Origin of the sequence: Polaromonas sp. YR568, from assembly GCF_900116715.1 — a bacterium.
GTDB lineage: Bacteria > Pseudomonadota > Gammaproteobacteria > Burkholderiales > Burkholderiaceae_C > Polaromonas.
In genome coordinates this window covers 718,441-743,860 of sequence record NZ_FPBM01000001.1, presented here as the reverse complement: position 1 = coordinate 743,860, position 25,420 = coordinate 718,441, and the positions used below count along the sequence as shown (strand labels likewise).

General features: G+C 62.6%; 25 protein-coding genes. 7 read left to right on the top strand and 18 right to left on the bottom strand.

Going from position 1 to position 25,420, the window contains the following annotated elements; genetic code table 11:
- Nucleotide 1: 1 nt before the first annotated feature.
- The 4 genes from BM408_RS03525 to BM408_RS03510 form a co-directional block, all read right to left on the bottom strand.
- Nucleotides 2-523, bottom strand: a complete 522-nt coding sequence (locus tag BM408_RS03525; protein WP_092126884.1) for a DUF3592 domain-containing protein — start codon at nucleotides 521-523, stop codon at nucleotides 2-4.
- Entirely contained in the window at nucleotides 520-1,506 is a 987-nt protein-coding gene (locus tag BM408_RS03520; protein ID WP_092126882.1) for an alpha/beta hydrolase family protein, read from the bottom strand. The genes BM408_RS03525 and BM408_RS03520 overlap by 4 nt, the downstream gene beginning before the upstream one ends.
- Before the next feature lie 40 nt (nucleotides 1,507-1,546).
- Entirely contained in the window at nucleotides 1,547-2,143 is a 597-nt protein-coding gene (locus BM408_RS03515) for a hypothetical protein (protein WP_139237293.1), read from the bottom strand.
- A gap of 80 nt (nucleotides 2,144-2,223) precedes the next feature.
- Entirely contained in the window at nucleotides 2,224-4,071 is a 1,848-nt protein-coding gene (locus BM408_RS03510; protein WP_092126878.1) for a glutamine--tRNA ligase/YqeY domain fusion protein, read from the bottom strand.
- A 119-nt stretch (nucleotides 4,072-4,190) separates the two neighbouring features.
- On the opposite strand from BM408_RS03510, the gene BM408_RS03505 reads away from it, so the two are divergent.
- Nucleotides 4,191-4,589 (top strand): hypothetical protein, encoded by a 399-nt coding sequence (locus BM408_RS03505; protein ID WP_092126876.1) that lies wholly within the window; start codon nucleotides 4,191-4,193, stop codon nucleotides 4,587-4,589.
- 94 nt (nucleotides 4,590-4,683) lie between these two features.
- Here BM408_RS03505 and BM408_RS03500 read toward each other — a convergent pair whose 3' ends face one another.
- The 9 genes from BM408_RS03500 to BM408_RS03460 form a co-directional block, all read right to left on the bottom strand.
- Nucleotides 4,684-5,274: a DUF3455 domain-containing protein gene (locus tag BM408_RS03500; protein ID WP_092126874.1), complete on the bottom strand. Its 591-nt coding sequence runs from the start codon at nucleotides 5,272-5,274 to the stop codon at nucleotides 4,684-4,686.
- 428 nt (nucleotides 5,275-5,702) lie between these two features.
- Nucleotides 5,703-6,257: a DUF3455 domain-containing protein gene (locus BM408_RS03495; protein WP_092126872.1), complete on the bottom strand. Its 555-nt coding sequence runs from the start codon at nucleotides 6,255-6,257 to the stop codon at nucleotides 5,703-5,705.
- Between the two features lie 254 nt (nucleotides 6,258-6,511).
- Entirely contained in the window at nucleotides 6,512-7,168 is a 657-nt protein-coding gene (locus tag BM408_RS03490; protein ID WP_092126870.1) for a DUF924 family protein, read from the bottom strand.
- Between the two features lie 18 nt (nucleotides 7,169-7,186).
- Complete coding sequence (locus BM408_RS03485) at nucleotides 7,187-8,350, bottom strand: branched-chain amino acid ABC transporter substrate-binding protein (protein WP_092126868.1); 1,164 nt, start codon at nucleotides 8,348-8,350, stop codon at nucleotides 7,187-7,189.
- Between the two features lie 438 nt (nucleotides 8,351-8,788).
- Nucleotides 8,789-9,199, bottom strand: a complete 411-nt coding sequence (locus tag BM408_RS03480; protein ID WP_092127353.1) for a DUF2306 domain-containing protein — start codon at nucleotides 9,197-9,199, stop codon at nucleotides 8,789-8,791.
- Nucleotides 9,200-9,412: 213 nt separating this feature from the next.
- On the bottom strand, nucleotides 9,413-10,189 hold the full coding sequence (locus tag BM408_RS03475; protein ID WP_254774705.1) for a transporter substrate-binding domain-containing protein: 777 nt from the start codon (nucleotides 10,187-10,189) through the stop codon (nucleotides 9,413-9,415).
- 103 nt (nucleotides 10,190-10,292) lie between these two features.
- A complete protein-coding gene (locus BM408_RS03470; protein ID WP_092126863.1) occupies nucleotides 10,293-11,021 on the bottom strand; it encodes an amino acid ABC transporter ATP-binding protein in 729 nt (242 codons plus the stop codon).
- Nucleotides 11,005-11,658: an amino acid ABC transporter permease gene (locus tag BM408_RS03465; protein WP_092126861.1), complete on the bottom strand. Its 654-nt coding sequence runs from the start codon at nucleotides 11,656-11,658 to the stop codon at nucleotides 11,005-11,007. The genes BM408_RS03470 and BM408_RS03465 overlap by 17 nt, the downstream gene beginning before the upstream one ends.
- Nucleotides 11,655-12,392, bottom strand: a complete 738-nt coding sequence (locus BM408_RS03460) for an amino acid ABC transporter permease (RefSeq protein WP_092126859.1) — start codon at nucleotides 12,390-12,392, stop codon at nucleotides 11,655-11,657. The genes BM408_RS03465 and BM408_RS03460 overlap by 4 nt, the downstream gene beginning before the upstream one ends.
- A 237-nt stretch (nucleotides 12,393-12,629) precedes the next feature.
- Here BM408_RS03460 and BM408_RS03455 point away from each other — a divergent pair, with 237 nt between their 5' ends.
- The 3 genes from BM408_RS03455 to BM408_RS03445 all read left to right on the top strand — a co-directional run bounded on the left by BM408_RS03455 (nucleotide 12,630) and on the right by BM408_RS03445 (nucleotide 15,206).
- Nucleotides 12,630-13,073: a nuclear transport factor 2 family protein gene (locus BM408_RS03455; RefSeq protein ID WP_092126857.1), complete on the top strand. Its 444-nt coding sequence runs from the start codon at nucleotides 12,630-12,632 to the stop codon at nucleotides 13,071-13,073.
- 79 nt (nucleotides 13,074-13,152) lie between these two features.
- The gene (locus BM408_RS03450; protein ID WP_092126855.1) at nucleotides 13,153-13,986 is read left to right on the top strand and encodes an undecaprenyl-diphosphate phosphatase; all 834 of its coding nucleotides are present in this window, start codon (nucleotides 13,153-13,155) and stop codon (nucleotides 13,984-13,986) included.
- An 11-nt stretch (nucleotides 13,987-13,997) separates the two neighbouring features.
- Complete coding sequence (locus BM408_RS03445; RefSeq protein ID WP_092126853.1) at nucleotides 13,998-15,206, top strand: dienelactone hydrolase family protein; 1,209 nt, start codon at nucleotides 13,998-14,000, stop codon at nucleotides 15,204-15,206.
- 12 nt (nucleotides 15,207-15,218) lie between these two features.
- Here the strand turns inward: BM408_RS03445 and BM408_RS03440 are convergent, their stop codons facing one another.
- Entirely contained in the window at nucleotides 15,219-16,745 is a 1,527-nt protein-coding gene (locus BM408_RS03440; RefSeq protein ID WP_254774689.1) for an acyl-CoA-binding protein, read from the bottom strand.
- A 1-nt stretch (nucleotide 16,746) separates the two neighbouring features.
- Nucleotides 16,747-18,027, bottom strand: a complete 1,281-nt coding sequence (locus tag BM408_RS03435) for an MASE1 domain-containing protein (protein ID WP_092126851.1) — start codon at nucleotides 18,025-18,027, stop codon at nucleotides 16,747-16,749.
- Between the two features lie 258 nt (nucleotides 18,028-18,285).
- On the opposite strand from BM408_RS03435, the gene BM408_RS03430 reads away from it, so the two are divergent.
- The 3 genes from BM408_RS03430 to BM408_RS03420 are packed head-to-tail and all read left to right on the top strand — an operon-like array spanning nucleotide 18,286 to nucleotide 20,380.
- Nucleotides 18,286-18,813 carry a 2,4'-dihydroxyacetophenone dioxygenase family protein gene (locus BM408_RS03430; protein ID WP_007874999.1) on the top strand — a complete coding sequence of 176 codons (528 nt, stop codon included), beginning with the start codon at nucleotides 18,286-18,288 and terminating at the stop codon, nucleotides 18,811-18,813.
- A gap of 29 nt (nucleotides 18,814-18,842) precedes the next feature.
- Complete coding sequence (locus BM408_RS03425) at nucleotides 18,843-19,562, top strand: SDR family NAD(P)-dependent oxidoreductase (RefSeq protein WP_092126849.1); 720 nt, start codon at nucleotides 18,843-18,845, stop codon at nucleotides 19,560-19,562.
- Nucleotides 19,562-20,380 carry an IclR family transcriptional regulator gene (locus BM408_RS03420; RefSeq protein ID WP_092126847.1) on the top strand — a complete coding sequence of 273 codons (819 nt, stop codon included), beginning with the start codon at nucleotides 19,562-19,564 and terminating at the stop codon, nucleotides 20,378-20,380. Before BM408_RS03425 ends, BM408_RS03420 begins: the two co-directional genes overlap by 1 nt.
- 652 nt (nucleotides 20,381-21,032) lie before the next feature.
- On the opposite strand, the gene BM408_RS03410 is transcribed toward BM408_RS03420, so the two are convergent.
- From BM408_RS03410 to mutS, 3 genes are all read right to left on the bottom strand, one after another.
- The gene (locus BM408_RS03410; RefSeq protein ID WP_092126845.1) at nucleotides 21,033-21,875 is read right to left on the bottom strand and encodes an alpha/beta hydrolase; all 843 of its coding nucleotides are present in this window, start codon (nucleotides 21,873-21,875) and stop codon (nucleotides 21,033-21,035) included.
- A gap of 3 nt (nucleotides 21,876-21,878) precedes the next feature.
- A complete protein-coding gene (locus tag BM408_RS03405; RefSeq protein WP_092126843.1) occupies nucleotides 21,879-22,706 on the bottom strand; it encodes a proteasome-type protease in 828 nt (275 codons plus the stop codon).
- A gap of 68 nt (nucleotides 22,707-22,774) precedes the next feature.
- Nucleotides 22,775-25,399 (bottom strand): DNA mismatch repair protein MutS, encoded by a 2,625-nt coding sequence (gene mutS / locus BM408_RS03400; protein WP_371326984.1) that lies wholly within the window; start codon nucleotides 25,397-25,399, stop codon nucleotides 22,775-22,777.
- Nucleotides 25,400-25,420: the final 21 nt, after the last annotated feature.

Here is a 25,420-nt window from a genome sequence, read left to right as displayed (position 1 = left end):
TTCAATCGCTGACAGGCGATGCGGCTGCACGCGGCCAGATCACGCTGGCACAGTAAAACGAAAACAAGGAAACGGCGGTACACAACAAGAACACGACCCACGAGCTTGTGGAAAAGTGCTCGGTCCACTGGATTACCCGAGCCCTTTGCGGCTGATCCGGCAAATAGACCACTCCAACTTGACTGCCGACCAACTCTTCCCGCTGATGCTCCGAAAAAGGCGTACCTGCACTGGCCTTCAGCGTCACTGGTCCGTCAGGTGTCGTGAATGAAACGTCGGGGTAATACCCGGTAAATCGATCCGCGCCTTTCCCTGTTACCTCAACGTACCGAAAACTGCTGATCACACCTCCAACATGGATACCTTCACGTTCGTACCTCTTGTCCAGTTGGTACTCCTCAAAAAGGATGCTTGCGAAGATGTAGGCAATGGACAGGATTACGCATCCTCCTGCCGCCATAAATGCGGCATATGCCCTGCGGGCTGAGGGCGTGAGTCCAGCAATGACATTTTTATCGATCATCCCTTAAGCCCCTTCCCCGCCCGAGCCACCATCTCCTCCGTCCCCACATCCTTCGCACACCACCCCGCCAGAATGCGCGCCGAGTTCTGCAGGCTATGTGCGTCCGGCCCAACGCCTTCGCCTTGCAGCACCTGAACCGGAATCTGCGCTTTCTGCAGTGCATCGGCCATCACGGTTTGGGAGGGCCAGAAAACGTTTTTGTCATTGGGATTGCCCAGCACAAAGACGCGCAGCTTGGGGTTGACCTTTTCTTTGGCGACAAACTTCCAGGGCTCGTAGGAGTCGGCGTAGTTGGTGGTGTCTTTGCTGCGGCCCATCATTTCCCAGCGGATGCGGGGTGAGGAGGGCGCTGAAGTGGGGATGGCGCAGACGATGTCTGCGCGTTCGGTGATCAATGATGAGGTGACGTGGCCGCCGCCGCTTTGGCCGGTGATGACCCATTCTTCAATGCCGTGGCGTTTTTTGATTTCGTCGAGTGCGGCGGAGATGATGACGGACTCGTCAATGCGCCTGCGCTGCATGTGGTCGCCTGATGAACCGTGCGTGCCGGGGCGGCCGATGAAGATATAGGGCATGCCCAGCCATCGGGCCCAGTCTTCGGCATTCTTTTGCAGCCGGGCATTGTCTAAGTCCAGGTAGGTCCGGCTGGTCTTGCCCACGCCTACAAAGATGTCGCCGTGAAAGAACACGATGGCGCGTTTGACGGGCTGGTCGCTAAAGCCGGCCTTCCAGTATTTGATGCATTCGGTGCCGGAGCTGGCGGTGGCGGCCCAGACGGTGTTGGCGGCTGCTTCGCATTGCGCCTGCGTGGCCCTGACGCCGCGCATGATGGTTGATTCTGAAAAGTCGCCGGCGTCGCTGAATTCGGCGCGGCCAAACTGCGCATGACTGGCGGTCGGTGCGAGTAATGCGCCCGCCACACCCCACATGGCCCACATCACCAGTATTTTGTTGAAACCCTTGGGGTGAAGGATCTGATGCATGTCTGGGGCCTGTTGCTGGGCTTGACTGCTACCTTGTTTCCTATGGCTTCAAGCCCGTCTTTTGCCACTGACTCACTACAGTGCCAAGGTAATTCTTTTGGCATTCGTCCTTGTTGGGGAATGTATTGGGCATGAAACACCGCGGCCCATCTGCTTCATATTCTGATCTGAAGACCACCTTGAATTTTTCCGCTGTAGGTGCTTCTGGCCGCCATTGGATGATGGTGGCTTTCCAGATGCGGTTCGAGACGTAGGAGCCGGCGCTACCCGTCGTGTGGACAAATCTGTCTAGCTTCTGAATCCAGACGTGCGAATAGCCTGCGGGGATGGCAAGCGTCGCTTGTGTCATGTGCAACTGATAGTCAGCGTCGGCCCCCGTTTTTTTGACCTCGGCGGTCATGGCCTGACCCAGGGGGTCATACATCCTTTTTGCATTCTCTGTTTTTGAGGCCGCAAAGCCGCTGGGCAATTTATCGGCCTCCAGGCCGATATCGATGACGACTAGTACCTTCTTCACACGCTCAGGAGAAAAAGCCTCTTTCTTTTCTGAGAATACTGTCGGATCCTTGATGGTTGCACACGCACTCAGTCCGGCCACTGCCAGCGCAATGAACAGCGTCTTGATGATGGTTTTCATGCTTCTGCCTCCCTTGATATCGTTTTTACTTGGCATGCCGTAGCGCTTTATTGCCTCGGGCTCTTAAGAATGACCCGGCTTCACTTGGCCCAACTGTCTTTCATCCCCGTGACCCGATTGAATACGGCTTTACCCGGAGAATGATCCATCAGGTCCGTCACAAAGTACCCATGCCGCTCAAACTGAAAGCGCGTACCGGCGGGCACATTCGTCAATGACGGCTCGACGTATGCCGTCACCGTCTTCAGGCTGTCGGCATTCAGCTCATCGAGGAAGTCCTTGTCGCCGGTGCCGGGGTGCTCAACGCTGAACAGGCGGTCATAAAGGCGCACTTCGGCTTGCAGCGCGTCGTTCACGCCTACCCAGGTGATCACGCCCTTGACCTTGATGGCGTCGGAGCCGGGGGTGCCGCTCTTGGTGTCGGGGATCAGGGTGGCGTGCACTTCGGTGACTTTGCCGTTGGCGTCTTTCACCGCGCCTGTGCATTCGATGACGTGGCCGTATTTGAGGCGCACCTTGCTGCCGGCAATGGCTTGCTTGCTGGCGTTGATGTGGGGCGGGAAGAGGCGGAAGAAGCCTTTGGGTGGCACTTCTTCGTAGTCGGTGCGTTCAATCCAGACTTCCTTGCCGATCTTGAACTGGCGTTTGCCCATTTCTTCATGGTGCGGGTGCACGGGTGCGCCGCAATCGTCTAGTTTGCCCGCGCCCATCACTTCGTCCCAGTTGGTGAGCACCAGCTTGACGGGGTCCAGCACGGCCATGGCGCGCGGGGCGATCGGGTCCAGCGTGTCGCGCAGCGAGCCTTCGAGAGTGCTGTAGTCGATCCAGCTGTCGCTTTTGGTCACGCCGATGCGTTCGGCAAAGAGTTGAATCGCCTCGGGTGTGTAGCCGCGGCGGCGCAGGCCGACGATGGTGGGCATGCGTGGGTCGTCCCAGCCGCTGACGCGCTTTTCATTCACCAGCTGCGCGAGCTTGCGTTTGCTGGTGAGCACGTAGGTGAGGTTCAGGCGCGCAAATTCGTACTGGCGCGGGTGCGGCGTGGCAATCAGCTTGCCTTCGGCCAGGCGGTCCAGCAGCCAGTCGTAGAAGGGGCGCTGGTCTTCAAACTCCAGCGTGCAGATGCTGTGGGTGATTTGTTCCAGCGCGTCTTCCACCGGATGGGCAAAGGTGTACATCGGGTAGATGCACCATTTGTCGCCGGTGTTGTGGTGGTGGGCGCGGCGTATGCGGTAGATGGCCGGGTCGCGCATATTGATGTTGGGCGAGGCCATGTCGATCTTGGCGCGCAGCACGGCGGCGCCGTCGGCCAGCTTGCCGTCACGCATTTCGCGAAAGCGCGCCAGGTTTTCGGCGGGCGTGCGGCCGCGGAAGGGGCTGTCGGTGCCGGGGTGGCCGAAGTCGCCGCGGTTCTGACGCATTTCTTCGGCGCTTTGCTCGTCGACGTAGGCGTTGCCGCTTTCAATCAAATACTCAGCCGCGCGGTACATGAAGTCGAAGTAGTCGCTAGCCTGGTAGAGGTTGTTCTCCGGGCCGGCGGCGCCCTTGTTGTGCCAGTCAAAGCCCAGCCATTGCACGGCGTCCTTGATGGAGTCGACGTATTCGGTGTCTTCTTTTTCGGGGTTGGTGTCGTCAAAGCGCAGGTGGCACACGCCTTCGTAGTCGCGCGCCAGGCCGAAGTTCAGGCAAATGCTTTTGGCATGGCCCACATGTAAGTAACCGTTGGGTTCGGGCGGAAAGCGCAGGCGCACCTTGGCCGGGTCGGCCTGGCCTTCAGCGTGGTGGGCGGCGTCCCCGGGGCTGCCGCCCCAGCGGCGGCTGGCATAAGTGCCTTCTGCCAGGTCTTTTTCGATGATCTGGCGCAGGAAGTTGCTGGGCTTGTGGGTTTCTTTGTCGGCGGGGGCAGCTTTGGAGGGAACAGGGGTGGTCATCAGGGGATTTTAGGGGGTTACGTTTGGCTACGCTCTTCACGGTACATACGGTATGCCGTTACCCGAGTGCTGCGTTTAATAAACACATGGGCATTTCCTGCCCTACCAAGGAGAACACTATGAAGACAGCAATCAAGGCAAACCGCTCCGTCGCCGCGTTTGGCGCCGCAGCCGCGCTGGCACTGGCCGCTTTTGGCTTTGCCGGTGCTGCCCAGGCCCGCGACAACGTGACCTTTTCCGTGGGCGTGGCCGCTCCCGGTGTGGCGGTGGGCGTAACCAACGCCTACCCGGTGTACCAGCAACCCGTGTATGTGCAGCCCGCCCCTGTGTACTACCAGCCCGCGCCGGTGTACTACCCCCGCCCTGTGTATGTGAGGCCCGCGCCCGTGTACTACGCACCGCCACCGGTGTATTACGGCCCGCGTCATGGCTACTACCACGGCCCGCGCTACGGCTACGCACCGGTGTATTACCAGCGGCCCGGCGGTCACCGCGGCCATGCACACGGCCACCGTTAAGGTGCTCCGCCCCCATCAAAAAAGCCCGCTTCGTGCGGGCTTTTTTGTGGGTGGGCGTTTGACGGCGTGCCTGTAAAAGCCGCCGCAAGCTGGCTTAAGCCGGCTTCCAGAAAATATAGTCAGCCTGGTAAGAGGTGGTCAGCTTGTCGCCGATATCGGCTTGTGTGCAGGCCTTGCTCAGGTCCTGGCCGCCCTTGGTCTTGATGCGCTGGATGTAGCTCACGTTTTGCAGCGCGCCGGGCGCAGAACCTGAAGCGCCGGTCGACAGCTGCTGCGGCAGGTTGGTGGCGCCTACGCGGGGCGCCAGCGCGACCTGGGTGCCGACAACGCTGGAGCCGTCGATATGCGTCCAGGTGGCGGGCGGGCCGGAATATTTCACGACGGTTTTGCCAGTGCGGTCCAGCAGTTCGGCTTCAGGCCGTACCAGCACCCAGCCAATGGTGCCGGCGGTGGTGGCGTTGGCCTTGCACTCGTAATACAGCAGGCCGCTGGCCGTGGTTTCCAGCGCCACCACGTGGCCGGGTGGCACGACGATGGCGGCGTCCAGCTGGTCCTGGGTGTATTCCTTCGGCAGGGGCGCGACACCGGTGCAGGCGGTGATCAGCGCGGCAGTGCCGGTGACCATGGCCAGTGTGACGGCGGCGCTTTTGGTGTAGGCCCAAATACGGTTGTGTGTGCTTTTCATGAAGGCTCCTCGGTTGTTATCTGCTTGTTGTTTGCGTTTCTTCCTGGCTCACTGATCGGGTGATCCGGGCTGCTTTTTCAGCCTCCTGTGCAGTAAATCCCGGCGCACTTCAACCCGCTGTAGGACGCCGCGCAGGCCCGATGAGGGAAGTCATCCGGACCGGTTGCCGGAAAAGCGGGTGACGGGGTGGGGAACGGCTGGAATGCACCAAAACCCGGCAGAAGATCGACAGAAAACCGGCAGGGGTCCGCCAAAAAAGACGCAAAAAAGCCCACAGACCCCGCCTTGCGGCAAGCCTGTGGGCCTGAAAGCCAGCCCCGCCTAACTTCAGAGCCGGCTGCTCACCTTGGAGATGCTCTGCATCCTTGGAGGAGAACGGGTGGGCTTCCCGGTGCGCGCGGCACGCGGGAGGGTAGCGGTGGGGGAAATTACATCGCCTTGTAGAAGATGTAGTCGGCCTGGTATTTCACGATCTGCTTGGCGCCCAGATTGCCGGCGGCGCAGGCCATGGCGGGTGCGACGCCGCCTTTGGTGTCCACGCGCTGGATGTAAGTCACGCCGCTCATCGCGCCGCTGCCCATGGCAGGGTTGCCCTTGACGAGCTGCGAGGGGATGTTGCCGGTGCCGTTGGGCGCCACGGCGATCTGGGTGGCCGTCAGCTTGGAGCCGTCCATGCTTTCCCAGGTGGCGGGCGGGCCGTAGTACTTGCCGACCTGCTTGCCGCTGCGGTCGTTGAGCTTGGCGTCGGGGCCGACAAACACCCATTCAAACTGGCCGGCCATGTCTTTCTTGGCGCTGCACTGGTAGGTGATCTCACCCACGCCGACGGTTTCCATCGCGACCTTGTTGCCGGCCGGAACCTGCACGGTGGCGGGCAGGTTGGCCTGCGAATACATGGGTTGCATGGGCGACATGCTGCCGCAGGCGGCGAGCAGGGATACGAACAGAACTGAAGCTGAGGCGGTAGCAGTACGTAGCATCATTTTTTAACTCCTGGTTTTTTGTGAGCCGGCCAGGGCTGGCCGGTATTGGGGCGTCCGGCCGTTGTTATTGGCGGTGTGGCGCGGGGCGTCCTGCTGCTGATACGCCGCAGCCGGGCGAATGGATTCAAAAACGGCGTAACCACCGGAGAGGACCCCACTAGCGGGGGCCGAGGGTCCGGCTCCGCCGGCCCCAGGCGCCGTCCCCTCGAGGGGAGAACAGGCTACACGCAGTGAGACTGGACAGGGGGAGCGTTCTACTGCCCGAAGCGCGGCCCTTTGAGCAGGAAGTCGGCTTCTTCAGCCGTATCAAGTCGCCCCAGCGCGGCATTGCGATACGGGAACCGTCCAAACCGGGCAATGATGTCCCGGTGCAGGTGGGCAAAGTCGATATTGCTTTGCAGGCGTTGCTTGAGCGAGTCGGGCGCGTCGGCCTGCAGGCGGACAAAGCGCGCCACGCATTCATCCTGCAGCGCCAGGCTTTCGGCATGCATCAGCGGCATGTAGAGGAAGAGCCGCCCCGCCCAGGGCAGCGTCAGGTCTTCGCCATCCGCCAGCGCCTGCAGCACCAGTTGCTGCGCACGCGCGTCGCCGGCAAAGGCCTCACCCTTGCCGCGAAAGACGTTGCGGGTGAACTGGTCTAGCAGAATGACCAGCGCCAGGCGATTGAGCGGTGGTTGTTCCCAGTCTTGCAGGCCGCCGGCAACGGCCGCTTCGACATCGCTGCCAAAGCGCTCGCTGATCTCGGTGTCGAGTTCGGCGCCGCCGCTAAACCAGCGCTTGTTGAGGTCTTGCGTGGGCCACTCTTTGTGCACCCCATCGCCCAGCCAGAAGTCCAGGACTTCTGCGGGCGTGGCGTGGTGGCGGGCCGCTGGTGTGTTGGGGGCGTTCGGGTAGGAGGTTGGCTCGGTCATGACGACCGGGAGCTTAGCCTACCAGCGGTCGGAGCGCAGTTGCAGGTCCCAAACACCCTTGCGCACAGCGTAAACACCCACCACGCCGTAGCGCTGCTCGCCCACCGAGTCCCACTTCATGGAGCCGGTGATAGGCGCGTAGCCGTCAAAGGTGCGCAGGGTTTCGGTGATTTTTTCAGGCTTGACCGAGTTGGCGCGCTTCATCGCGCCGGCCAGGATGTACATCGCGTCGTAGGTGTAGTGGCCGCCGTAGGCCGGTTCACGTTTGTAGAGTTCCTGGTACTTGGTCAGGAAGGCCTTGCCGTTGACGAACTCTTTGGCGTCCAGGATGGGCGAGGTGGCGTAGAGGCCCTTGACCGTGTCGCTGCCCTTGAGCATGTCGGTCGTCTTGATGGTGTCGCCGCCCAGGATGCTGATCTGCTGGTTGTAGTCGATCTTCTTGAGCGCTTCAATCAGCGCCAGGATCTGGAAGTCGCCTTGTGTGGAGACGACCACTTCGACGCCGCCGTCCTTGATCTTGCCGGCCAGCTCGTCGAACTTGGTGGTCTTGTCGTCGGACGAATAGACAACGACGACTTGTTTGTTGGCTTTTTTCAGCTCGGCGACCGCGCCGGTGGCCAGGCCTTTGCCGTAGGTGGTGCCGTCATCGACCACGGCGAACTTGTTGGCGTTGAGCTGGTTGGCGGCGAAGGAGCCGATCGCGCGCGCCTGCAGGTTGTCATTGGCCACCAGGCGGAAGGTGGTGGCCAGGCCCAGCTCGGTGAACTTGGGGTTGGTCGAGATGGCCAGCTGGGCAATGTTCTTGGCGGCGTAGACGGGTGCGGCCGGGATGCTGACGCCCGAATTGAGGTTGCCGATCACGGCGACCACGCCGGCGTCGACGAGCTGCTGCGCGACTTCCACACCGGTTTTCGGGTCGGACCGGTCGTCCATGGCCACGATTTCAATCTTGACCGTCTTGCCCTTGATCTGGAAGCCCTCTTTGTTGAGCTCGTCCACGGCCATCTTCACGCCGTTGTGCAAATCCTGGCCGAGTGCGGCGAGGTTGCCCGACAGGGGCTGGGCGACACCGATCTTGATGGTGTCAGGCGGGTTGTCGCAACCGGACAGCAGGCTGGCACCTGCAACAACAGCGACGGTCATGGCGGCCAGGGTATGGCGGCGGGAGGTGAAGTGGGTCATGGTGAGAGCCTTGGTTACCTGGTTGAGGATTGGGTGTAACTGAATGTATGTTTAGCCGTTGTGAACCGGTAGTGGGTTTCACCTATTTCTGAATGGATGTGCGAGGAGATTAGTTTTACTAATGGTTCGCTTTGGTTCGTATTTGCTGCAATTTGTGTTCGTTTTACGGGAAAAGTGCACCAAAACCGTTCACTCCAATCAAAAACGGGCGCGTGCTATCTACTGAGCAAGCGCCGGGCCAGTATTTACGATTTGAAACAGGTTTGGAGGGCTGGACCTTGGCGGGTGGACCCTCGGTCCTCATCGAGTTAGGTCACTGAACTCTTCATGCCAGCATGAGCCCCGGAACCGGCTTTGCCGGGCCGTAGGGCGGGCGGCCCCCTTGGGGGGCAGGGAGTTACACGTAGTGAGCGACCGTGGGGGCTCTTGTGTGGGGCTCTAGATCCAGCCCAGCTGCGTCCACAGCAGCTTGCCAAGGTAACGCTGGGGCAGCAAGGTAAACACACCCGCCACCAGGCACGCGCCGATGTACAGGCCCTGCATCGCCCCACGGTGGCCGGCGATATTGCCGCGGCTCAAATGCCAGAACGCGCCGAACAGACTGAACAGCGTGAAAGGCACCAGCAAATGAATCGGCGTGTAGCCGGCGACATTGGGATAGTTGTAGTCGCGGATAAAAAGCGCCGTCACGGCGGTGACCAGCATCATCGTCACGAAGGCATAACCAAAAGCACGGTGCAGCTTGGGCCGCTGAATGCGTCCCTTGCGTGCCCACAGCGCGACAGGGCCGATGACGATGGCACTGATGGCGGCGGACAGGTGAATGGCGATGACCGGCGTGAGTTGCATGTTGGCGGCGGCTTGATGCAGGTCACGAATTGTCCGGCGGCGGCGCGGTTTTGCCAAAAGATTTTTATGCCGCCGCTGATGACGCGCGCCGCGCCCAGCAAAAAGCCCCTGGGCCGAAGGTTTCGGCGGCAGGGGCAAAGTTCTCTTCTCACCTTAAAACGAGAAGGGGCCGGCGCAGCACTGACGCTGGCCGGCGGGCGGGCGGTCAGCCAATCAGGGGTTGGTGACTTCGGCAGGCAGGTCCTTGCCGTGGTACTTCTTGTAGATGGCGGTGAGCTTGCCGTTCTTGTGGTTGGCGGTGACCCAGTTGTCTATCCATTCCTTCAGACGGGCCTGGTCCTTGTTCAGCGCAATGCCGAGCAGGAAGTTCTGCTGGTCGAACTTGCGCTCGATGTTTTTGCCCGGGGCGCGCTTGACGATCTCGCCCAGGTTGGACGGCGTGCTGGAGAAGATATCGACCTGGCCGGTCACCATGGAGGTGATCAGCGTGGCGTCGTCTTCATAACGAACAATCTCCGCGCCCTTGGCGTTTTGGGTGGTGAGCTGGTCGTTGGTGGTGGCGCGCGTCACGGCGATCTTCTTGCCGTTCAGGTCGGCGTAGTCCTTGATCTGGACATTCTTTGGCCCGCCGACGATCAGCGTGATGACGGCATAGGGCTTGGAGAAGTCGATGACTTTCTGACGCTCGGGCGTGATGGACAAATCGGCCACCACGATGTCGGCCTTGTTGGCCTGCAGGGCGGGGATGCGTGCGGCGTTGGTCACCGAGACCATCTCCCATTGCACGCCCAGGTCTTTGGCCAGCAGCTCGGCCGTGTCGACATCCGAGCCGGTGGGCTTGAGGTTGGCGTCGGCGTAGCTGAAGAGCGGCGTGCCCATCGCCACGGCGATGCGGATCTTGCCGGCCTTCTTGATGTCGTCGAGCTGGTCGGCCAGCGCGTGCTGCGCCGTGAAGGCGAGCGCGGCAACGGCCAGGCAGGTGCGGATCATTTTGTGCGGTGTCATGGTGTCTCCAGTTGGTGTGGTTGTGGTGGAAAAACTAAGGAAAAAAACAACGGAAAAAAACGGGAAGAGGGCAGTCTTGCGCCGCCGCTTACAACCCGTTGTTGAGGAAAGCCTGCAGCTCCGGTGTCTGCGGTGAATCGATCATGCTGCCGTCGCCGGTCTCCCAGACCTTGCCCTGGTGCATGTAAATGATGCGGTTGGCCAGGCGCCTGGCGAAGGCCATTTCATGGGTGACAAGAATCATCGTCATGCCCTGCGACGACAGGTCTTCCATCACGCGCAGCACCTCACCGGTGAGTTGCGGGTCGAGCGCCGACGTGACCTCGTCAAACAGCATGACCTTGGGCGACATGGCGAGCGAGCGCGCAATCGCCACACGCTGCTGCTGGCCGCCAGAGAGCTGTTCGGGGTAGGCGCCGGCTTTTTCCTTCAGACCCACCTGGCCCAGCACGGTCAGCGCGATCTGGCGTGATTCGTCCTTGCCCAGCTTTTTGACATGGCGCAGCGCGAGCTGGATGTTTTCTTCGACCGTGAGGTGGGGAAAGAGGTTGTAGCTCTGGAAGACGATGCCGACTTCCTGGCGCAGCTGGTGCAGGTCAACCGTGGGGCTGTCGACCCGCAGGCCGCAGACTTCAATCGTGCCGGAGTCGATGGCTTCGAGCCGGTCTATGCAGCGCAGGGCCGTGCTTTTGCCCGAGCCGCTGGCGCCTATGAGGGCGACCATCTCGCCCTTGGCGGCGCTGAAGGACACGCCCCGCAGGACGTGGTTGCTGCCGAAGCTCTTGTGGACTTCGTTCAGGTTAACGATTGGCGACATTGAGTTTTCTTTCCATGGATTCGCTCCAGCGCGACAGCGGGTAGCAGATCGCAAAATAAATGGCCCCCACCACACTGAAGATCAGGAAGGGCTGGAAGATGGAGTTGTTGATGATCTGGCCGGCGCGCGTGAGCTCGACATAACCGATCACCGAGGCGAGCGAGGTCATCTTGATCAGCTGCACCAGAAAGCCCACGGTGGGCGGCAGCGACAAGCGCAAGGCCTGCGGGATGATGACCAGGCGAAGCGTTTGCCAGCGGGTCAGGCCCAGGCATTCGGACGCCTCCCACTGCGGCAGCGGCATGACCTGGATGCAGCCGCGCCAGATGTCGCCCAGGTAGGCGCTGACATACAGCATCAGGCCCAGCCCGGCGGCGACGATGGCCGGCAGCACCAAGCCGTACACCGACAGGCCGTAGTAGACGATGAAGAGCACGATCAGCAGCGGAATGCCCTGGAAGAACTCGATATACGCCAGCGCCAGCCAGCGCGGCAAGGCGTGCTTTGAGATGCGCGCCAGCATGAGCCCGAAGCCGCCCACGCCGCCCAGCACCAGGGCCAGGGCCGACAGCACCAACGTCCAGCCGGTGCATTGCAGCAGGTAGAGCAGGTGGGTGACTGAAAATTCGCCGATCACGCCATACCCCTGGGTTCTGCCAGCTCGCCGGGTGCGCGCGGCGGCGGCTTTTTGCCTGCGGCTTTAAGCGCCTGGCGGATCACGCGGCGGCGCCTGAAGAAGTATTCACCGCCGGCCCAGGCCAGCAGCTTGATGAAAAGCGACAACACCAGGTAGAGCGCGGCCACCACCAGGTAAGTCTCCAGCGAGCGGAAGGTGGTGGACTGCACCGTGTTGGCAATCGCCGTGAGCTCTTCAGCAGATATCTGTGAGGCCATGGCCGAGGCCTGCATCATCAGCAGGAACTGGCTGGTGAGGGCGGGGTAGACCTTTTCAATTGAGGGCTGGAGCATGACGTGCCAGCGGATGCGCCACTTTGAAAGGCCCAGGCATTCAGCCGCCTCGATCTGGCCCTTGGGAATCGACTCCAGCCCGGCGCGGATGATTTCTGCCGAGTAGGCGCCGATGTTGATGACCATGGCCAGCACGGCCGCGGCGAAGGTGGGCATGCGCACGCCGAAGCTGGCCAGGCCAAAGTAAAGCAGAAAGATCTGCACCAGAAAGGGCGTGTTGCGCACGGCCTCGACATAGGCGCTGCAGGCGCGCGCCACGGCGCGGTTGCGGCTGCGCCGGGCAAAGGCCACCAGCACGCCCACCGCCACGCCCAGCACGATGGCCAGGGCCGTCATTTTCAGGGTCAGCCACGCACCATTGAGAAAGACCGGCGCATAGGGCGCCAGGTCCGTGAAATCCATTGCGTACTTCAAAACACATACCTTGTCATACAACTGCCGGAATTATTGAGGCTGTAATTGACTGTAAAACTGGGTATTTACCCTTGGATTTACCGGGGTAAGTGATCAGTAAGATGTCGGACAACTTATCACTGCCGCCTTAGGCAGACCTTAGCCGGGCGAATAAACCTGGCTGATAAGTTTGTAGAAAACACCAACGGATTCACCAACGAGTTCATCTTTCAAGGAGACAACAACATGTTTAAAAACCTTCTCTTTGTGCTGGCCACGGCCGGTACCTTGTGCGCCTGCTCCGTGATGCCTGCCGGGCAGGCGGGCGGAGGCAGCGTGGCCGATGCAGCTGAAAAACTGCGCGTGCTGATGGTGGACCCGGACAAGGCCAAACTCGAAGCGCTGGTGGCCGACGACCTGACCTATGGGCACTCGGCCGGCAAGCTGGACACCAAGGCCAGCTTCATCGCCGACCTGCTGAGCGGCGCCTCTGATTTCGTGACCATAGACATCACCGGCCAGGTGGTGAAAGTCACCGGCAATGTCGCCACCGTGCGCCACACGCTGACGGCCACCACCAACGACGGCGGCAAGTCGGGCAATGTGAAGATCAACATCCTGCAGGTGTGGCAGCAGCAGGGCGGCGACTGGAAGCTGCTGGCGCGCCAGGCGATCCGCCTGCCCTCGTGAGCGCGGTCTGAGGGGCAGCGCGCTAAGGCTGGCTTAAGACAGCAGCGGCGATAATCGCCGCTACATTTCTGGAGCCAGCGTGGACATTGCACTGTTGATCAAAGCCGCCGTCATGGGCGTTGTTGAAGGCCTGACCGAATTTCTTCCCATCTCCTCGACAGGCCACCTGATTCTGGCCGGCGCGCTGCTCGGTTTTGACGACGAAAAAGCCAAGGTTTTCGACATCGCAATCCAGACCGGCGCCATCTTCGCGGTCATTCTTGTGTACTGGCAAAAGATCCGCGCCACCGTCGTGGCCCTGCCGACCGAGAAACAGGCGCAACAGTTTGTGCTCAATGTGCTCATCGCTTTTGTGCCGGCGGTGGTGCTGGGCCTGCTCTTTGGCAAAGCCATCAAGGCGAATCTTTTCACGCCCGTGGTCGTGGCCAGCACCTTCATCATCGGCGGCTTCATCATCCTGTGGGCTGAAAAGCGCCAGCAGAACAACCCCGCCGTCGCGCGCGTGCAGGAGGTTGACGACATGACTGCGATGGACGCCATCAAGGTCGGCCTGGTGCAGTGCCTGGCGATGATCCCCGGCACCAGCCGCAGCGGCGCCACCATCATCGGCGGCATGCTGTTGGGCCTGTCGCGCAAGGCCGCGACGGATTTCTCTTTCTTCCTGGCCATGCCCACGCTGATAGGCGCTGGCGCCTACAGCCTCTACAAAGAACGCGCGCTGCTGTCCATGGCCGATGTGCCGATGTTCGCCGTCGGGCTGGTGTTTTCTTTCTTCAGCGCGTGGCTGTGTGTGCGCTGGCTGCTTCGCTATATCTCGACCAACAGCTTTGTGCCCTTTGCCTGGTACCGCATCGCCTTCGGCATCGTGGTGCTGGCCACGGCGTGGAGCGGGCTGGTGATCTGGGCGGAATAAGGCGGCCGAACATGCGCCGGGCTTGCCGCTTTTTCGCGCTGCTTGCGGGCCTGCTGCTGGCCCAGCTCTCGCATGCGTCCGGTCCGGTGAGCATTCCGTCGCTGGACGGCAAGCTGCAGATTCCGGGCTACTGGTTTGAGGCCGAGGGCAACGGGCCCCGGCCCGCGATCATCGGCCTGCATGGCTGCGGCGGTGGGCTCGATTCCAAGGGCAATTTTGCCGAGCGCCTCTTTCGCTACGGGGGCTACTTCAACGCCGAGCGCATCCATTTCCTGCCGCTGGACAGTTTCACGCCGCGCGGCCAGAAGTCGATTTGCGAAATCCCCAACCGGCTTCGCACCATCAATGAAAGCGAGCGCCGCGAAGACGTGTTCGCCGCCATCGAATGGCTGGTGAAGCAGCCTTCGGTAGATGCCTCGCGCATCGTGGTCATGGGCTGGTCGCATGGCGCGCAGACGGTGCTCAGCGTCATCGATGCGACCGACAAATACGTGCAAGCGCAGAAGGTGCAGCCGCGCGCCGCCGTGGCTTTTTACCCCGGTTGTATCGCCACCAACAAGATGTGGAACTATGAAGTCCACCAGCCCTTGCTGATCATGATCGGTGAGCTTGACGACTGGACGCTGGCGCGCGATTGCGTGACGCTGCAGGAGCGCCTGCAAAAGAACAAGGCCAATGCGCCCGTGGACCTGGTGGTCTACCCCGGCAGTTACCACGGCTTCGACGGCCCCGGCCCCGTCAGGCAGATGGAAAACCTGGGCAACACCAAAACCGGCAAGGCTACGGTGGGCGGCAACCCGGCGGCACGTGAAGCTTCGCATGCGCGCATGTTCGAGTTCTTGTCGGCGCAGCTCGGCCAGCCTTTGCTGCTGACCCATGCCCAGCGCTTCAAGGGCCATCACTATGTGGTGCCGCCGGCGTCGGGTTTTGCGGCGGCCGATGACCTGGCCGCCGTGCCGCTCAGCGACGCGGGCAAGGCGCGCTACGCCCACTTTCGCACCCTGCCGTCGCCCAAGGCTTTTGCCGTGACGGAAAAGGGAGGCTGGTATTTCAACGCCGGTGAGCCCGAGGCCATTGCCACGACCTTTCAGCTGTGTGCAAAGGCCAAGTCCAGGTGCTGGCTCTATGCCGTGGACGACCAGGTGGTGTGGCAGCCCGACGCGGCGGCTCGCGCCGGCGCGGCAAGCCTGCAGCGCGTGGGCGCTCCGGCTGCCAGATAACGCTGCCGCGCCTCAGGCGGACTTGAGTTTTTCCACCAGTTCGGCATAAGCCGTCATGGCTGCCTCGCGCGCCAGGCCTTTGCGGCCTGCCCACGCATCGTATTTGGCGCGGCCGGTCACATCCATGATGCCGGGGCGCTCGCCCGTCGCGTCACCCACCGTTGCCTGTTTGTAGAAGGCATACAGTGCCAGCAACTCGTCGTTGCCGGGTGGTTTGGCCAGCGTCTTCACCGCGATGCCCGCGGCCTCAAACGCGCGCTCGGCCTCAGTGGGGCCAGCAGGCGCCACCGGTGCGCCGAAGTGCGCATCTTCCAGCGCCACGTCGTCCGGGAACCAGCGCGCATCCAGCAGCCGGCCCGAGCGCACCGCAAAAGCCAGCACACCTTGCGACATCAGGCCGCCGGCCGTCAGCGTGGCGGGCAACACGGCCACACCGGCGTTAAACACCGGCTGGCCGAAGGCGGTAAAGCGCACCGCACCGGCCCAGGGCAGCATGGCCTGCAAGCCCTTGTTGCCGCGGTAGACGCCGCTGGCACCGTTGGCGCCGGGCTGGAACCACGCCATGTCGGACGAACCCCGCGCAAAGATGCTGGTGAAGTCGCCAGCCTCAAGCGAAGTGCGCAGCCCTTGCGCAAACGCGCTGAGTGCTTCAGCGCTCATCTTCGGGTCGTCCACCGCCATGCCCAAAGAGGCCGCGCTGCTGGCGCCGAAAAATTCGAGCACATTGCGCGCAACCTGCTCGCGGTCGTTGTCCACGCAGATCATGTGATAGCTGTTTTCCAGCACCACCATGCGGGCCTTGGCGCCGCCGATTTGCTCGACCAGGTAGTTGGCCGAGTTCAGGCTGGTGAGCTCGTCCTCGCGCGCGTGGATCACCAGCGTCTCGCTGGCCATGTCTTTGAGGCCCGTCATGACCCAGCCGCGCAGGCGGTCAACCTGCCGCACGCAGGCCAGCGGCACCCAGCGGTAGTGAAAGTTTTCACCGCGCGCGAACTTGGCTTTGACGATGGCGCGCAGCTGTTCGTTCTTGATGCCGAAGGGGTCTTCTTCTTCCACCTTCATGCGCGCCTGCACACCCGGCACGTGATAAATCAGGTGGCGCAGCGGGGTGTACCAGGCGGTGGCCCAGCCGTCGATGTAAATCGGCGGCGCCAGCGCGATCAGCTTGCCGCGTGTGTGTTTTTGCCGCTTGGCCAGCTCGGTGGCCAGCAGCGCGCCCATGCACATGCCCATGATGTGGAAGTTGTCGTGCAGCGCTGCGACCTCGTGGTATTTGGCGGTCACCGCTTCCATCCACTGCTCGGCCGTCACCTTGACCAAATCTTCCGGCGTGGTGCCGTGGCCGGGCAGCGTCAGCGAATGGGTGACGAAGCCCGCGTTTTTCAGGCGCTTGTGCATGGAGCCCAGGTCGTACTGCGTGCCGCCCAGGCCGTGGATCAGGAAAACGGCCGGCGTGCTTTTGTCGGCCGCCGGCACCGGGCCCGCCGCATGCGCCGGTGTCACCGCGGAGGTGGGTGTGTTGGAGGTTTCCACAGCCACGTCAGGCCTCGACTTGCAGCAATGCCGCGACCTGCTCCACCTGGCCGTCGGCGCCGCGCACGCTCGAGAGGCGCGCATCCACATTGGCCACGCGCCCGTCGCTCCAGCGCAAGGTGTTCTTCCACAAGATGTGGTCGCGCTGGCCCTGGGTCAGGTCGCGCCAGTCGGCTTGCAGCGCCGGTTGCTCTTGCGGGTCGGCGTGGGCGATCAGGTCTTGCACCGTCAGCAGCACGCTGGCGTTGGTGCGCAGCAGTTCGCTCGCGCCTTCGCCCCATTCGGCCGCACCCGTCCTGGCGTCGAAGTTGGCGACGACTGTGCGGTTGGAGTCCAGCACCTGGCGGTAGCGGGTGCGCCAGTCTTGCGCCTGCGCCAGTGCCTGCGCGGCGGTAGCGCCCAGGGCGTTGACCACGCCCACCAGCAGCGCCATCACAGCGACATAACCCTGGACTTCGATCACCGCCTCGCCGGGGAAACCTTCAATTTCGGCAAAGGGGCCGCCACCGGCGTTGGTCCAGGCGATCAGCGCCAGCGCACCGATCAGCGTGGCCACGGTGGCGCCGCGTTCCTTCCACAAGATGGCCGTCACCACCATAAAGGGCAGCGGCAAATAGGTGAGGGTGGGGCCCAGCGAGGCGCTGAAGCGGTCCGACACATCGGCCGAGAAGATCAGCGCCGCCACCACAAAGAACAGCAAAAAGGTGCCCGCGCCCGCCAGGAACTGGCTGCTGGCCATGCCGCCCGAGCGCTTGACCTTGAAACCGGCAAATGAGGTGATGAGCGGCGCGATCAGCAGGATGCCGACAAAGGTGGTGCAGGTCCACACACGCCACTCGACCATGATCGCGACCGGCTCGGGCAGCGCCCAGCTCCAGGTCATCACGCCGATGCTGGCGCCCAGGGCGGAGGTGAGCAGCGCGCCCAGCAGCACGCCGGCGTAGGCTTTGCCCGGCTCCAGGCTGCCCTCAGGCCCGGTGCTGCGCAGCAGGCGCGCCACCCAGGCGCCCAGCGCGGCGCAAAGGGCTTCGTTCAGGCCAAAGGCCACGGCCGGCAGCACGGCCAGGCCGTCCAGCAGGGCCAGCACTATGGCCGCCAGCGCGGCGCCCGTCAGCACGGCAGGGCGCTTGGGCGGCCGCACTGCCAGCAGCGCACCAAAGGTGACGCCTGTGGCCAGCCAGACCGATGCGCTCAGCGTCATCGCGTCGCCCATGCTTTGAGACAGCACGGCCGCAACGACCCAGGCAAGAAAAGTCACACCCGCGGTGACGGCAAAACGCAAGGCCATGGAAATCCTCCTCGTATGGGTGACGCTGTTGCACAGGCGCCGGTGGTTTGTCGGCTAGTTTATCTAGTCTGTTGGTCGTTGAGGTGGCGTGCGTATGCGTCTTTCGGAGGACATTCCCCTCTTGTGACCCGCGTTGGGATGTGGCTTGAAACGCGTGGCCAACCCGGCGAATCCGTTGGCCAAGGGTCTTTACCGGTAGCCGCATTGAGGGTTGAAATCTATAATGTGGACGTGTATCCACAATATGGACAAACTCAAATGCCAGTCGACACCCCAGACCAGACGCCCCTGATGCCCTACCAGTACCCGAACCCGCCCGATGCCAGGCCGGAAATCGTGGTGCAGCACGCCATCCCGACCGATGAGCGCCTCTGGGTGCCGCAGGCCGAGAACGTCTGGTTCCGCCCGCTGTGCCTGAACGCCAGCCAGGGCTACTGGATGAACCTGCTGCGGGTGCGCAAGTCCGGCGTGCTCAGCCGCCACCGCCATCCGCAGGCGGTGCATGGCTTTGTGCTCAAGGGCCGCTGGCGCTACCTGGAGCACGACTGGGAAGCCACCGAAGGCAGCTATGTGTTTGAGCCGCCCGGCGAAACCCACACGCTCTACGTGCCTGAAGACGTCGAGGAAATGATCACTTACTTCCAGGTCAACGGTGTCATGTACTACACCGACCCGTATGGCAAAGGCATGGGCTACGAAGACGTGTTCACCAAGATCGAGATGTGCAACAAGCACTTTGAGGCCGTCGGCCTGGGTGCTGATTACACGCAGCAGTTCATCCGCTGACCTTCACCTAAGAAAAAAAGGAAACCTTCATGACCTACCAGGCAGGACTCTTCAAAGGCCGGCGCGCGCTGGTCGCCGGCGCCACGCAGGGCATAGGTGCTGTCATCGCCAACCACCTCGCCGCGCTGGGCGCTGAGGTCACGGCCCTGGGACTGGGTAACGGCGATGGCACGCTGGATGCCGCCGTCGATGTGCGCCAGGCCGACGTGACCTCGGCAGCCAGCCTGGACGCGGCCCTGGCCGGCATCGACGAACTCGACATCGTCTTCAACTGCGCCGGCATCATCCAGCGCGGCGCCGAGCACGACATCGAGGTCTTCCAGAAAGTGCTGGCCGTCAACCTGACCGGCACCATGCGCGTGTGCACCGCCACGCGTGATCGTTTGAAGCCGCGCCGAGGCTGCATCGTCAACACCGCCTCCATGCTGAGCTTCTTCGGCGGCGGCCTGGTGCCCGGTTATGCAGCCAGCAAAGGCGGCGTAGCCCAACTCACCAAATCACTGGCGATTGCCTACGCACCCGACGGCATACGCGTCAACGCCATCGCCCCCGGCTGGATCGCCACACCGCTCACCCAGGCACTGCAAGACGACCCCGCGCGCGCCGGCCCCATCCTGGCGCGCACACCCATGGGCCGCTGGGGCACACCCAAAGACGTGGCCGAAGCCGCGATGTTTCTCTGCACACCCGCCGCCGCTTTCATGACAGGCGTGATCCTGCCGGTGGACGGCGGCTACATGGTGTCGTGATGGCGTTGCCCGGCAAGTCCCAGGCTGCGCCGCAAGTCGCCGGCACGGCCGCATTTTCCAAATTCATGCATGTGCTTCAGCTGGTGGCTGACTCGGAGCAGCCGCTCAACGTAGGCGCACTCGTCAAAGCCAGCGGCTACCCACGGCCCACCGTGCACCGCATCGTCGCCGCGCTGGTGGCCGAAGGCCTGCTGGTCGAAAACGAACGCGGCGCGCTGCTGGCCCTGGGCCCGCGCCTCATCCAGCTCGCCAGCCGCAGCTGGGGCCGTTCAGACCTGCGCCTGGCGGCGGTCGACGAACTCAAACGCCTGCGCGATATCACCGGCGAGACCGTGCACCTCGCCGTGCCGAATGGCAACACCATGGTCTACATCGAAAAGCTCGAAAGCCCGAGTGCCGTGCGCATGGCCTCGCGTATTGGCACCAGCGTAGCGCTGCACGCCACCGCCGTTGGCAAGGCTTATATGTCGGCGCTGGAGCCTGCCGTGCTGGAGCCGTTGTTGCAGGGGCTGCCCTTGCCGCGTTACACCGGCAATACGCTGGTGAAGTTGCCTGATTTGCGCAGGCAGTTGCAGGTGACGCGGGAGAGGGGCTGGTCTGTCGATGCCGAGGAGCATGAGGCCGGTATCTTTTGTTATGGGGCGGTTATTCGCGGCAGCCGTGGTGTGCCTGTGGCTGCTATCAGTGTTAGTACTTTGATGTTTCGGCAGAAGGCTGATTCGGAAGGGGCTTATGTTGTTCCCTTGCTGGAGGCTTGTAAGGTTATCTCTGCTCGCATTGCTGATACGCCTTCTTTGGCTTCTGCTGAGGTTCTGTAGGAGCCGGTCTTGCTTCGGCCTTTGCGCTCTTTGCTGAGGGGAGTTGGCCGGGGGTTGCCCGGCAGCAAGTAACTTTCTTTTGCTTCGCCAAAAGAAAGTCACCAAAGAAAAGGCGACCCTACTGTCTGCGACCCCTGCGCTTCGCTACGGGGCACCCTGCGGTGCTCGCCTGGAGCGGGGTCCGCAGAACTCGCTTCGCTCAAACAACTGCGGCCCTTTTTCCGCTCCAGGCTCCGCTCCTCAGCGCATACAGAAGGGGCAATCGGGAACGGGAGCGGGGACAAATACCAAAGACAAATACCAACAAGGACTCGCCATGGCGAGTCCTTGTTTCTTCTGGTATTCGGTATTTGTATTCGGCTGTTTGGCTGTTCGGTATTCCTTCTCCCACCCCTTCTGTATGCGCCGAGGAGCGGAGGTCCAGACGGATAAGGGCAAAAACTTGTTTGAGCGAAGCGAGTTGTTTTTGACCCCGGCTGGACCGAGCACCACAGGTTGCCCGCAGCGAAGCGGAGGGACGCAGACAGCAGGGTCGCCTTTTCTTTGCTTACTTTCTTTTGGCGAAGCAAAAGAAAGTGAGTTGCCGCCGGGCAACCCCCGGCCAGCAGAAGCCAGAGGAAGGCACCCCGCCGAAATCAACCCCAGCCGGAGGCTAGTCGAGGAAGTTCCTCAAAGCAGCTTCAACGGCAGCCGCCGTTGCAAGAGGCTTCTCCATCGGAAACAGATGACTCCCATCCAGCATCATGATCCGCCCCTTGGTGACCTTCTCGGTCATCGCCATCCCAACCTGCTTCATCTCCACCGACTGCCGCCCGCCGATAAACGCCACAGGGCATTTGAGCGGATGGCGTTTGAGCAGCGCCTCCAGGTTGTCGGGCAGGGTGTTGTAGATCGCAGTCTCGACATCGCGGTCAAAGCTCAGCAGCTGCTTGCCTTCGTCATCACCGGCGCCTTCGTAAGTGCCGTGTTCGATGTAGTCGCGCAGCACCTGCTCGTCCCACGCGGCAAAGGCTTTTTTGCTGCGGAAGTGTTCAAACACTTCGTCTTTGCCCAGCCACTGGTTTTTGCGTTTGCGGCTGATGGCGCCGGGCGAGATGGCGCCCACCAGCTGTGCGCGTTTGGCGACGCTGAGGGCGCGGGCGCGCCAGCCGCCGAGTATGGGCGAGTCGACCAGCACCACGCCTTTGACGGGCTGGCCGCCCAGCTGCGGATTGCGAGCGGCGCACATCAGGCTTAAAAAACCGCCCAGTGAATGGCCGACCAGGAAGGCCGGCTGGCCGCACTTTTCAACTTCACGCGCGGTGAAGTCGGCAAGCTGCTGAACCAGATTGGGCCAGTTGCTGGTGACGGGGTAGCGCGGGTCGTGGCCGAATTTTTCAATGGCTTTGACCTGAAAGCCGCGGGCTCTCAGGCTCTGGAAGACTGCGCTGTAGGTGCTGGCCGGGAAGCTGTTGCCGTGCGAGAAGATGACCAGCGGTTTTGTCGAAGTGGGCACGGCTTAGATGAGTTTTTCGTCAGGCGTGCTGATCTTCTTCAGCGGCTCGTGGCGCGTGGCCGGCATCTTCAGCGGGATGTCGGTGTGCGCGTCGTCCCACACCGGGTCTTCAATGCTGTCGAACACTTCGCGCAGCTTCTGGCCCCAGCTGCTGTGCATCATGCGGTAGTAGGGGTTGTCGTTGTCGATGCAGACGATTTTGTCGCTCTTGTAGGTGTCGGCTTCATAGACCACCAGGTCCAGCGGCAGGCCGACCGAGAGGTTGGACTTCATGGTCGAGTCCATGGAGACCAGCACGCATTTGGCGGCTTCGGCCAGCGGGGTGGCGGGGGTGAGCACGCGGTCCAGCACGGGTTTGCCGTATTTGGATTCGCCGACCTGGAAGTAAGGCGTCTCGTCGGTGGCTTCGATGAAGTTGCCGGCCGAGTACATCTGGAAGAGGCGCATGTTCTCGCCGCGAATCTGCCCGCCGAAGACCAGCGAGACATTGAAATCCACGTCGGCGTTTTTCAGCGCCTCGGCGTCGCGGTCATACACGCGGCGGATGGCCGAGCCCAGCACGCGGGCGGCGTCGAACATGCTTTTGGCGTTCCAGATCGTGATGGCTTCGCCGCCATCGTGGTCCTTGAGCTGCTCGACCTGCAAAATTTCGCGGATGGACTGCGAGATCGACAGATTGCCGGCCGACAGCAGCACCATGAAGCGGTCGCCCGGCTTTTCATAGACGATCATCTTGCGGAAGGTGCTGATGTGGTCCAGGCCCGCGTTGGTGCGGGAGTCGGACAGAAACACCAGCCCGGCGTTGAGTTTGGCGGCGACGCAATAAGTCATGAGGTGGTCTGGAAGTGTGGGGGACGTGGGGGAGGTCGGAGAAATCGGGGAAGTGGGGTTGCGCTGGTTCACGGTGCGATGGAAATTTTCTTCAGGCGGTACAGGGCGTCCAGCGCCTCGCGCGGGCTCAGGGCATCAGGGTCTATGGTACCCAATGCCTTTTCCACGGCGCTTTGGTCGGGCGCGGCGGCCTCGGGCGGCGCGGCAAACAGGTCGACCTGGGCGCGGGCCTCGGTCTGGTGGGCCTCCAGCGCAGTCAGTGCATGGCGGGCATGGTTGACGACGGCCGCCGGCACGCCGGCCAGCTTGGCCACGGCAATCCCGTAGCTTTTGCTGGCGGGGCCGGGCTCGATGTGGTGCATGAACACGATGTCGGCGCCGGACTCGACCGCGCTCACATGCACGTTGATGGCGCCGTGGTGCTGCGCCGGGAATTCGGTGAGCTCAAAGTAATGCGTGGCAAACAGCGTGAAGGCCTGTGTCTTGTTGTGCAGGTAGGCCGCGATGCCGCCGGCCAGCGCCAGGCCGTCAAAGGTCGAGGTGCCGCGGCCGATTTCGTCCATCAGCACCAATGAATGCGGCGTGGCGGCATGCAAAATTTGCGCGGCCTCGGTCATCTCGAGCATGAAGGTCGACTGCGCATTGGCCACATCGTCGGCCGCGCCTATGCGGGTGTGGATCGCATCAATCGGCCCGAGCTTGCAGCCGGCGGCCGGCACGTAAGAGCCGACGCTGGCCAGCAGCACGATGAGCGCCACCTGGCGCATATAGGTCGATTTACCGCCCATGTTGGGGCCGGTGATGACCTGCATGCGGTGCTTGCCGCTCATGCGGGTGTCGTTGGCGATGAAAGAGCCGCCGCCGGTTTCGGCCAGGCGCGCTTCAACCACCGGGTGGCGGCCCTGGGCAATGTCTATGCAGGGCTCGCGCACAAATACGGGCGCGGCCCAGTTGAGCGTAAGTGAGCGTTCGGCCAGCGCGCACAGCGCGTCTAGCGAAGCCAGCGCGCGCGCCAGGCGGCTGAGCGCGGGGATAAAGCCCTGCAGCTGGTCTAGCAGCTGTTCGTACAGCCATTTTTCGCGCGCCAGGGCCCGTTCCTGCGCCGACAGCGCCTTGTCTTCAAAGGCCTTGAGCTCGGGCGTGATGTAGCGCTCGGCGTTTTTCAGCGTCTGGCGGCGGCGATAGTCGTCGGGCACTTTGTCGACTTGGCCCTGCGTGACCTCAATGTAGAAGCCGTGCACCTTGTTGAACTGCACGCGCAGGTTGGCGATGCCGGTGCGGGCTTTTTCGCGGCCTTCAAGGTCGAGCAAAAAATCATCGCAGTTGGTCTGGATGGCGCGCAGCTCATCCAGGTCGGCGTCGCAGCCATGGTTGATCACGCCGCCGTCGCGAATCAGGGCGGCGGGCTCGTCGAGCACATAACGGCCCAGCAGCGCGGCGCAGCCTTCGGGCGGCTGCAGGTCTTCAAAAATCCGGGTCAAAAGCTCCGGAAGGCCGCTGCCGGCAAGCGTAGCCAGCTCTGTTTTTTGTAGCGTGTCTTTCAGCGCGACCAGCTCGCGCGGACGCACCTGGCGCAGGGCGATGCGGGCGGTGATGCGCTCGACGTCGCTGCAGCCCTTGAGCTTGCCGCGCAGGGTTTGCTGCGCACCGCCGCGCAGATGGGTGATGGCCTCCAGCCGTGCGGCGGCTTGCGCTCGGTCGCGGCGCGGGCTGAGCAGCCAGCTTTTGAGCGCGCGGCTGCCCATGCCGGTGGTGCAGGTGTCCAGCAATGAAAACAGCGTGGGCGAGTCTTCGCCGCGCAGGGTCTGTGTGAGTTCGAGGTTGCGGCGCGTGGTTTGCGGCAGCTCGATCAGCTCGCCCGAGCGCACCACCTGCAGGCCCTGCACATGCGAGAGCGCGCGGCCCTGCGTGTGTTCGGCATAACCCAGCAGGGCGGATGCGGCGGCGTGGGCTTCGTTCAGCGATTCGGCGTTCCACGAAGCCAGCGAGGCGACCTTGAGCTGGTCGAGCAGGCGGCGCGCGCCTAGCGCCGCGTCAAACTGCCAGGCCGGGCGGGCGGAGGATGCGCAGCGCTGAGCCTTGAGTCGCTGCTCAAAGGCCGGCGTCACGTCGATGTTGTAGAGCAGCTCGCTGGGCGCCACGCGCGCCAGCCAGGCTTCGAGTTCATCGTTGGCACAGTGCGCCAGGTGGATTTCACCCTGCGTCACGCTGAGCCAGGCCAGGCCGCAGGTGTTGCGCGGGCCCTGGTGCACGGCCAGCAAAATTGATTCGTTCTTGTCGTTGAGCAGCTCGGTGTCGGTCAGCGTGCCTGGCGTGACGACACGCACCACCTTGCGCTCCACAGGCCCCTTGCTGGTGGCGACGTCGCCAACCTGCTCGCAGATGGCGACCGATTCACCGAGCTTGATGAGTTTGGCGAGGTAGCCTTCCAGCGCATGAAAAGGCACACCCGCCATCACCACCGGCTCACCGGCCGACTGGCCGCGCCGCGTCAGCGTGATGTCGAGCAGGCGCGCGGTTTTTTCGGCATCGGCAAAAAAGACTTCATAAAAGTCGCCCATGCGGTAGAAGACCAGCGTGTCGGGGTACTCAGCCTTGATGCCCAGGTACTGCTGCATCATCGGCGTGTGCGCTGCCAGCGGCGGCATGCCGGCGCCGGCGGGCGTGGTGAATTCATTCGGCTTGGCCGCCATTGATTCCTCTTGCGTTGCGTG

Bases quoted from the DNA above. Each gene is read 5' to 3' on its own strand.
- BM408_RS03525 (WP_092126884.1), bottom strand. From the start codon at position 523: ATGATCGATAAAAATGTCATTGCTGGACTCACGCCCTCAGCCCGCAGG.
- BM408_RS03520 (WP_092126882.1), bottom strand. From the start codon at position 1,506: ATGCATCAGATCCTTCACCCCAAGGGTTTCAACAAAATACTGGTGATG.
- BM408_RS03515 (WP_139237293.1), bottom strand. From the start codon at position 2,143: ATGAAAACCATCATCAAGACGCTGTTCATTGCGCTGGCAGTGGCCGGA.
- BM408_RS03510 (WP_092126878.1), bottom strand. From the start codon at position 4,071: ATGACCACCCCTGTTCCCTCCAAAGCTGCCCCCGCCGACAAAGAAACC.
- BM408_RS03505 (WP_092126876.1), top strand. From the start codon at position 4,191: ATGAAGACAGCAATCAAGGCAAACCGCTCCGTCGCCGCGTTTGGCGCC.
- BM408_RS03500 (WP_092126874.1), bottom strand. From the start codon at position 5,274: ATGAAAAGCACACACAACCGTATTTGGGCCTACACCAAAAGCGCCGCC.
- BM408_RS03495 (WP_092126872.1), bottom strand. From the start codon at position 6,257: ATGATGCTACGTACTGCTACCGCCTCAGCTTCAGTTCTGTTCGTATCC.
- BM408_RS03490 (WP_092126870.1), bottom strand. From the start codon at position 7,168: ATGACCGAGCCAACCTCCTACCCGAACGCCCCCAACACACCAGCGGCC.
- BM408_RS03485 (WP_092126868.1), bottom strand. From the start codon at position 8,350: ATGACCCACTTCACCTCCCGCCGCCATACCCTGGCCGCCATGACCGTC.
- BM408_RS03480 (WP_092127353.1), bottom strand. From the start codon at position 9,199: ATGCAACTCACGCCGGTCATCGCCATTCACCTGTCCGCCGCCATCAGT.
- BM408_RS03475 (WP_254774705.1), bottom strand. From the start codon at position 10,189: ATGATCCGCACCTGCCTGGCCGTTGCCGCGCTCGCCTTCACGGCGCAG.
- BM408_RS03470 (WP_092126863.1), bottom strand. From the start codon at position 11,021: ATGTCGCCAATCGTTAACCTGAACGAAGTCCACAAGAGCTTCGGCAGC.
- BM408_RS03460 (WP_092126859.1), bottom strand. From the start codon at position 12,392: ATGGATTTCACGGACCTGGCGCCCTATGCGCCGGTCTTTCTCAATGGT.
- BM408_RS03455 (WP_092126857.1), top strand. From the start codon at position 12,630: ATGTTTAAAAACCTTCTCTTTGTGCTGGCCACGGCCGGTACCTTGTGC.
- BM408_RS03445 (WP_092126853.1), top strand. From the start codon at position 13,998: ATGCGCCGGGCTTGCCGCTTTTTCGCGCTGCTTGCGGGCCTGCTGCTG.
- BM408_RS03435 (WP_092126851.1), bottom strand. From the start codon at position 18,027: ATGGCCTTGCGTTTTGCCGTCACCGCGGGTGTGACTTTTCTTGCCTGG.
- BM408_RS03430 (WP_007874999.1), top strand. From the start codon at position 18,286: ATGCCAGTCGACACCCCAGACCAGACGCCCCTGATGCCCTACCAGTAC.
- BM408_RS03425 (WP_092126849.1), top strand. From the start codon at position 18,843: ATGACCTACCAGGCAGGACTCTTCAAAGGCCGGCGCGCGCTGGTCGCC.
- BM408_RS03420 (WP_092126847.1), top strand. From the start codon at position 19,562: ATGGCGTTGCCCGGCAAGTCCCAGGCTGCGCCGCAAGTCGCCGGCACG.
- BM408_RS03405 (WP_092126843.1), bottom strand. From the start codon at position 22,706: ATGACTTATTGCGTCGCCGCCAAACTCAACGCCGGGCTGGTGTTTCTG.
- mutS (WP_371326984.1), bottom strand. From the start codon at position 25,399: ATGGCGGCCAAGCCGAATGAATTCACCACGCCCGCCGGCGCCGGCATG.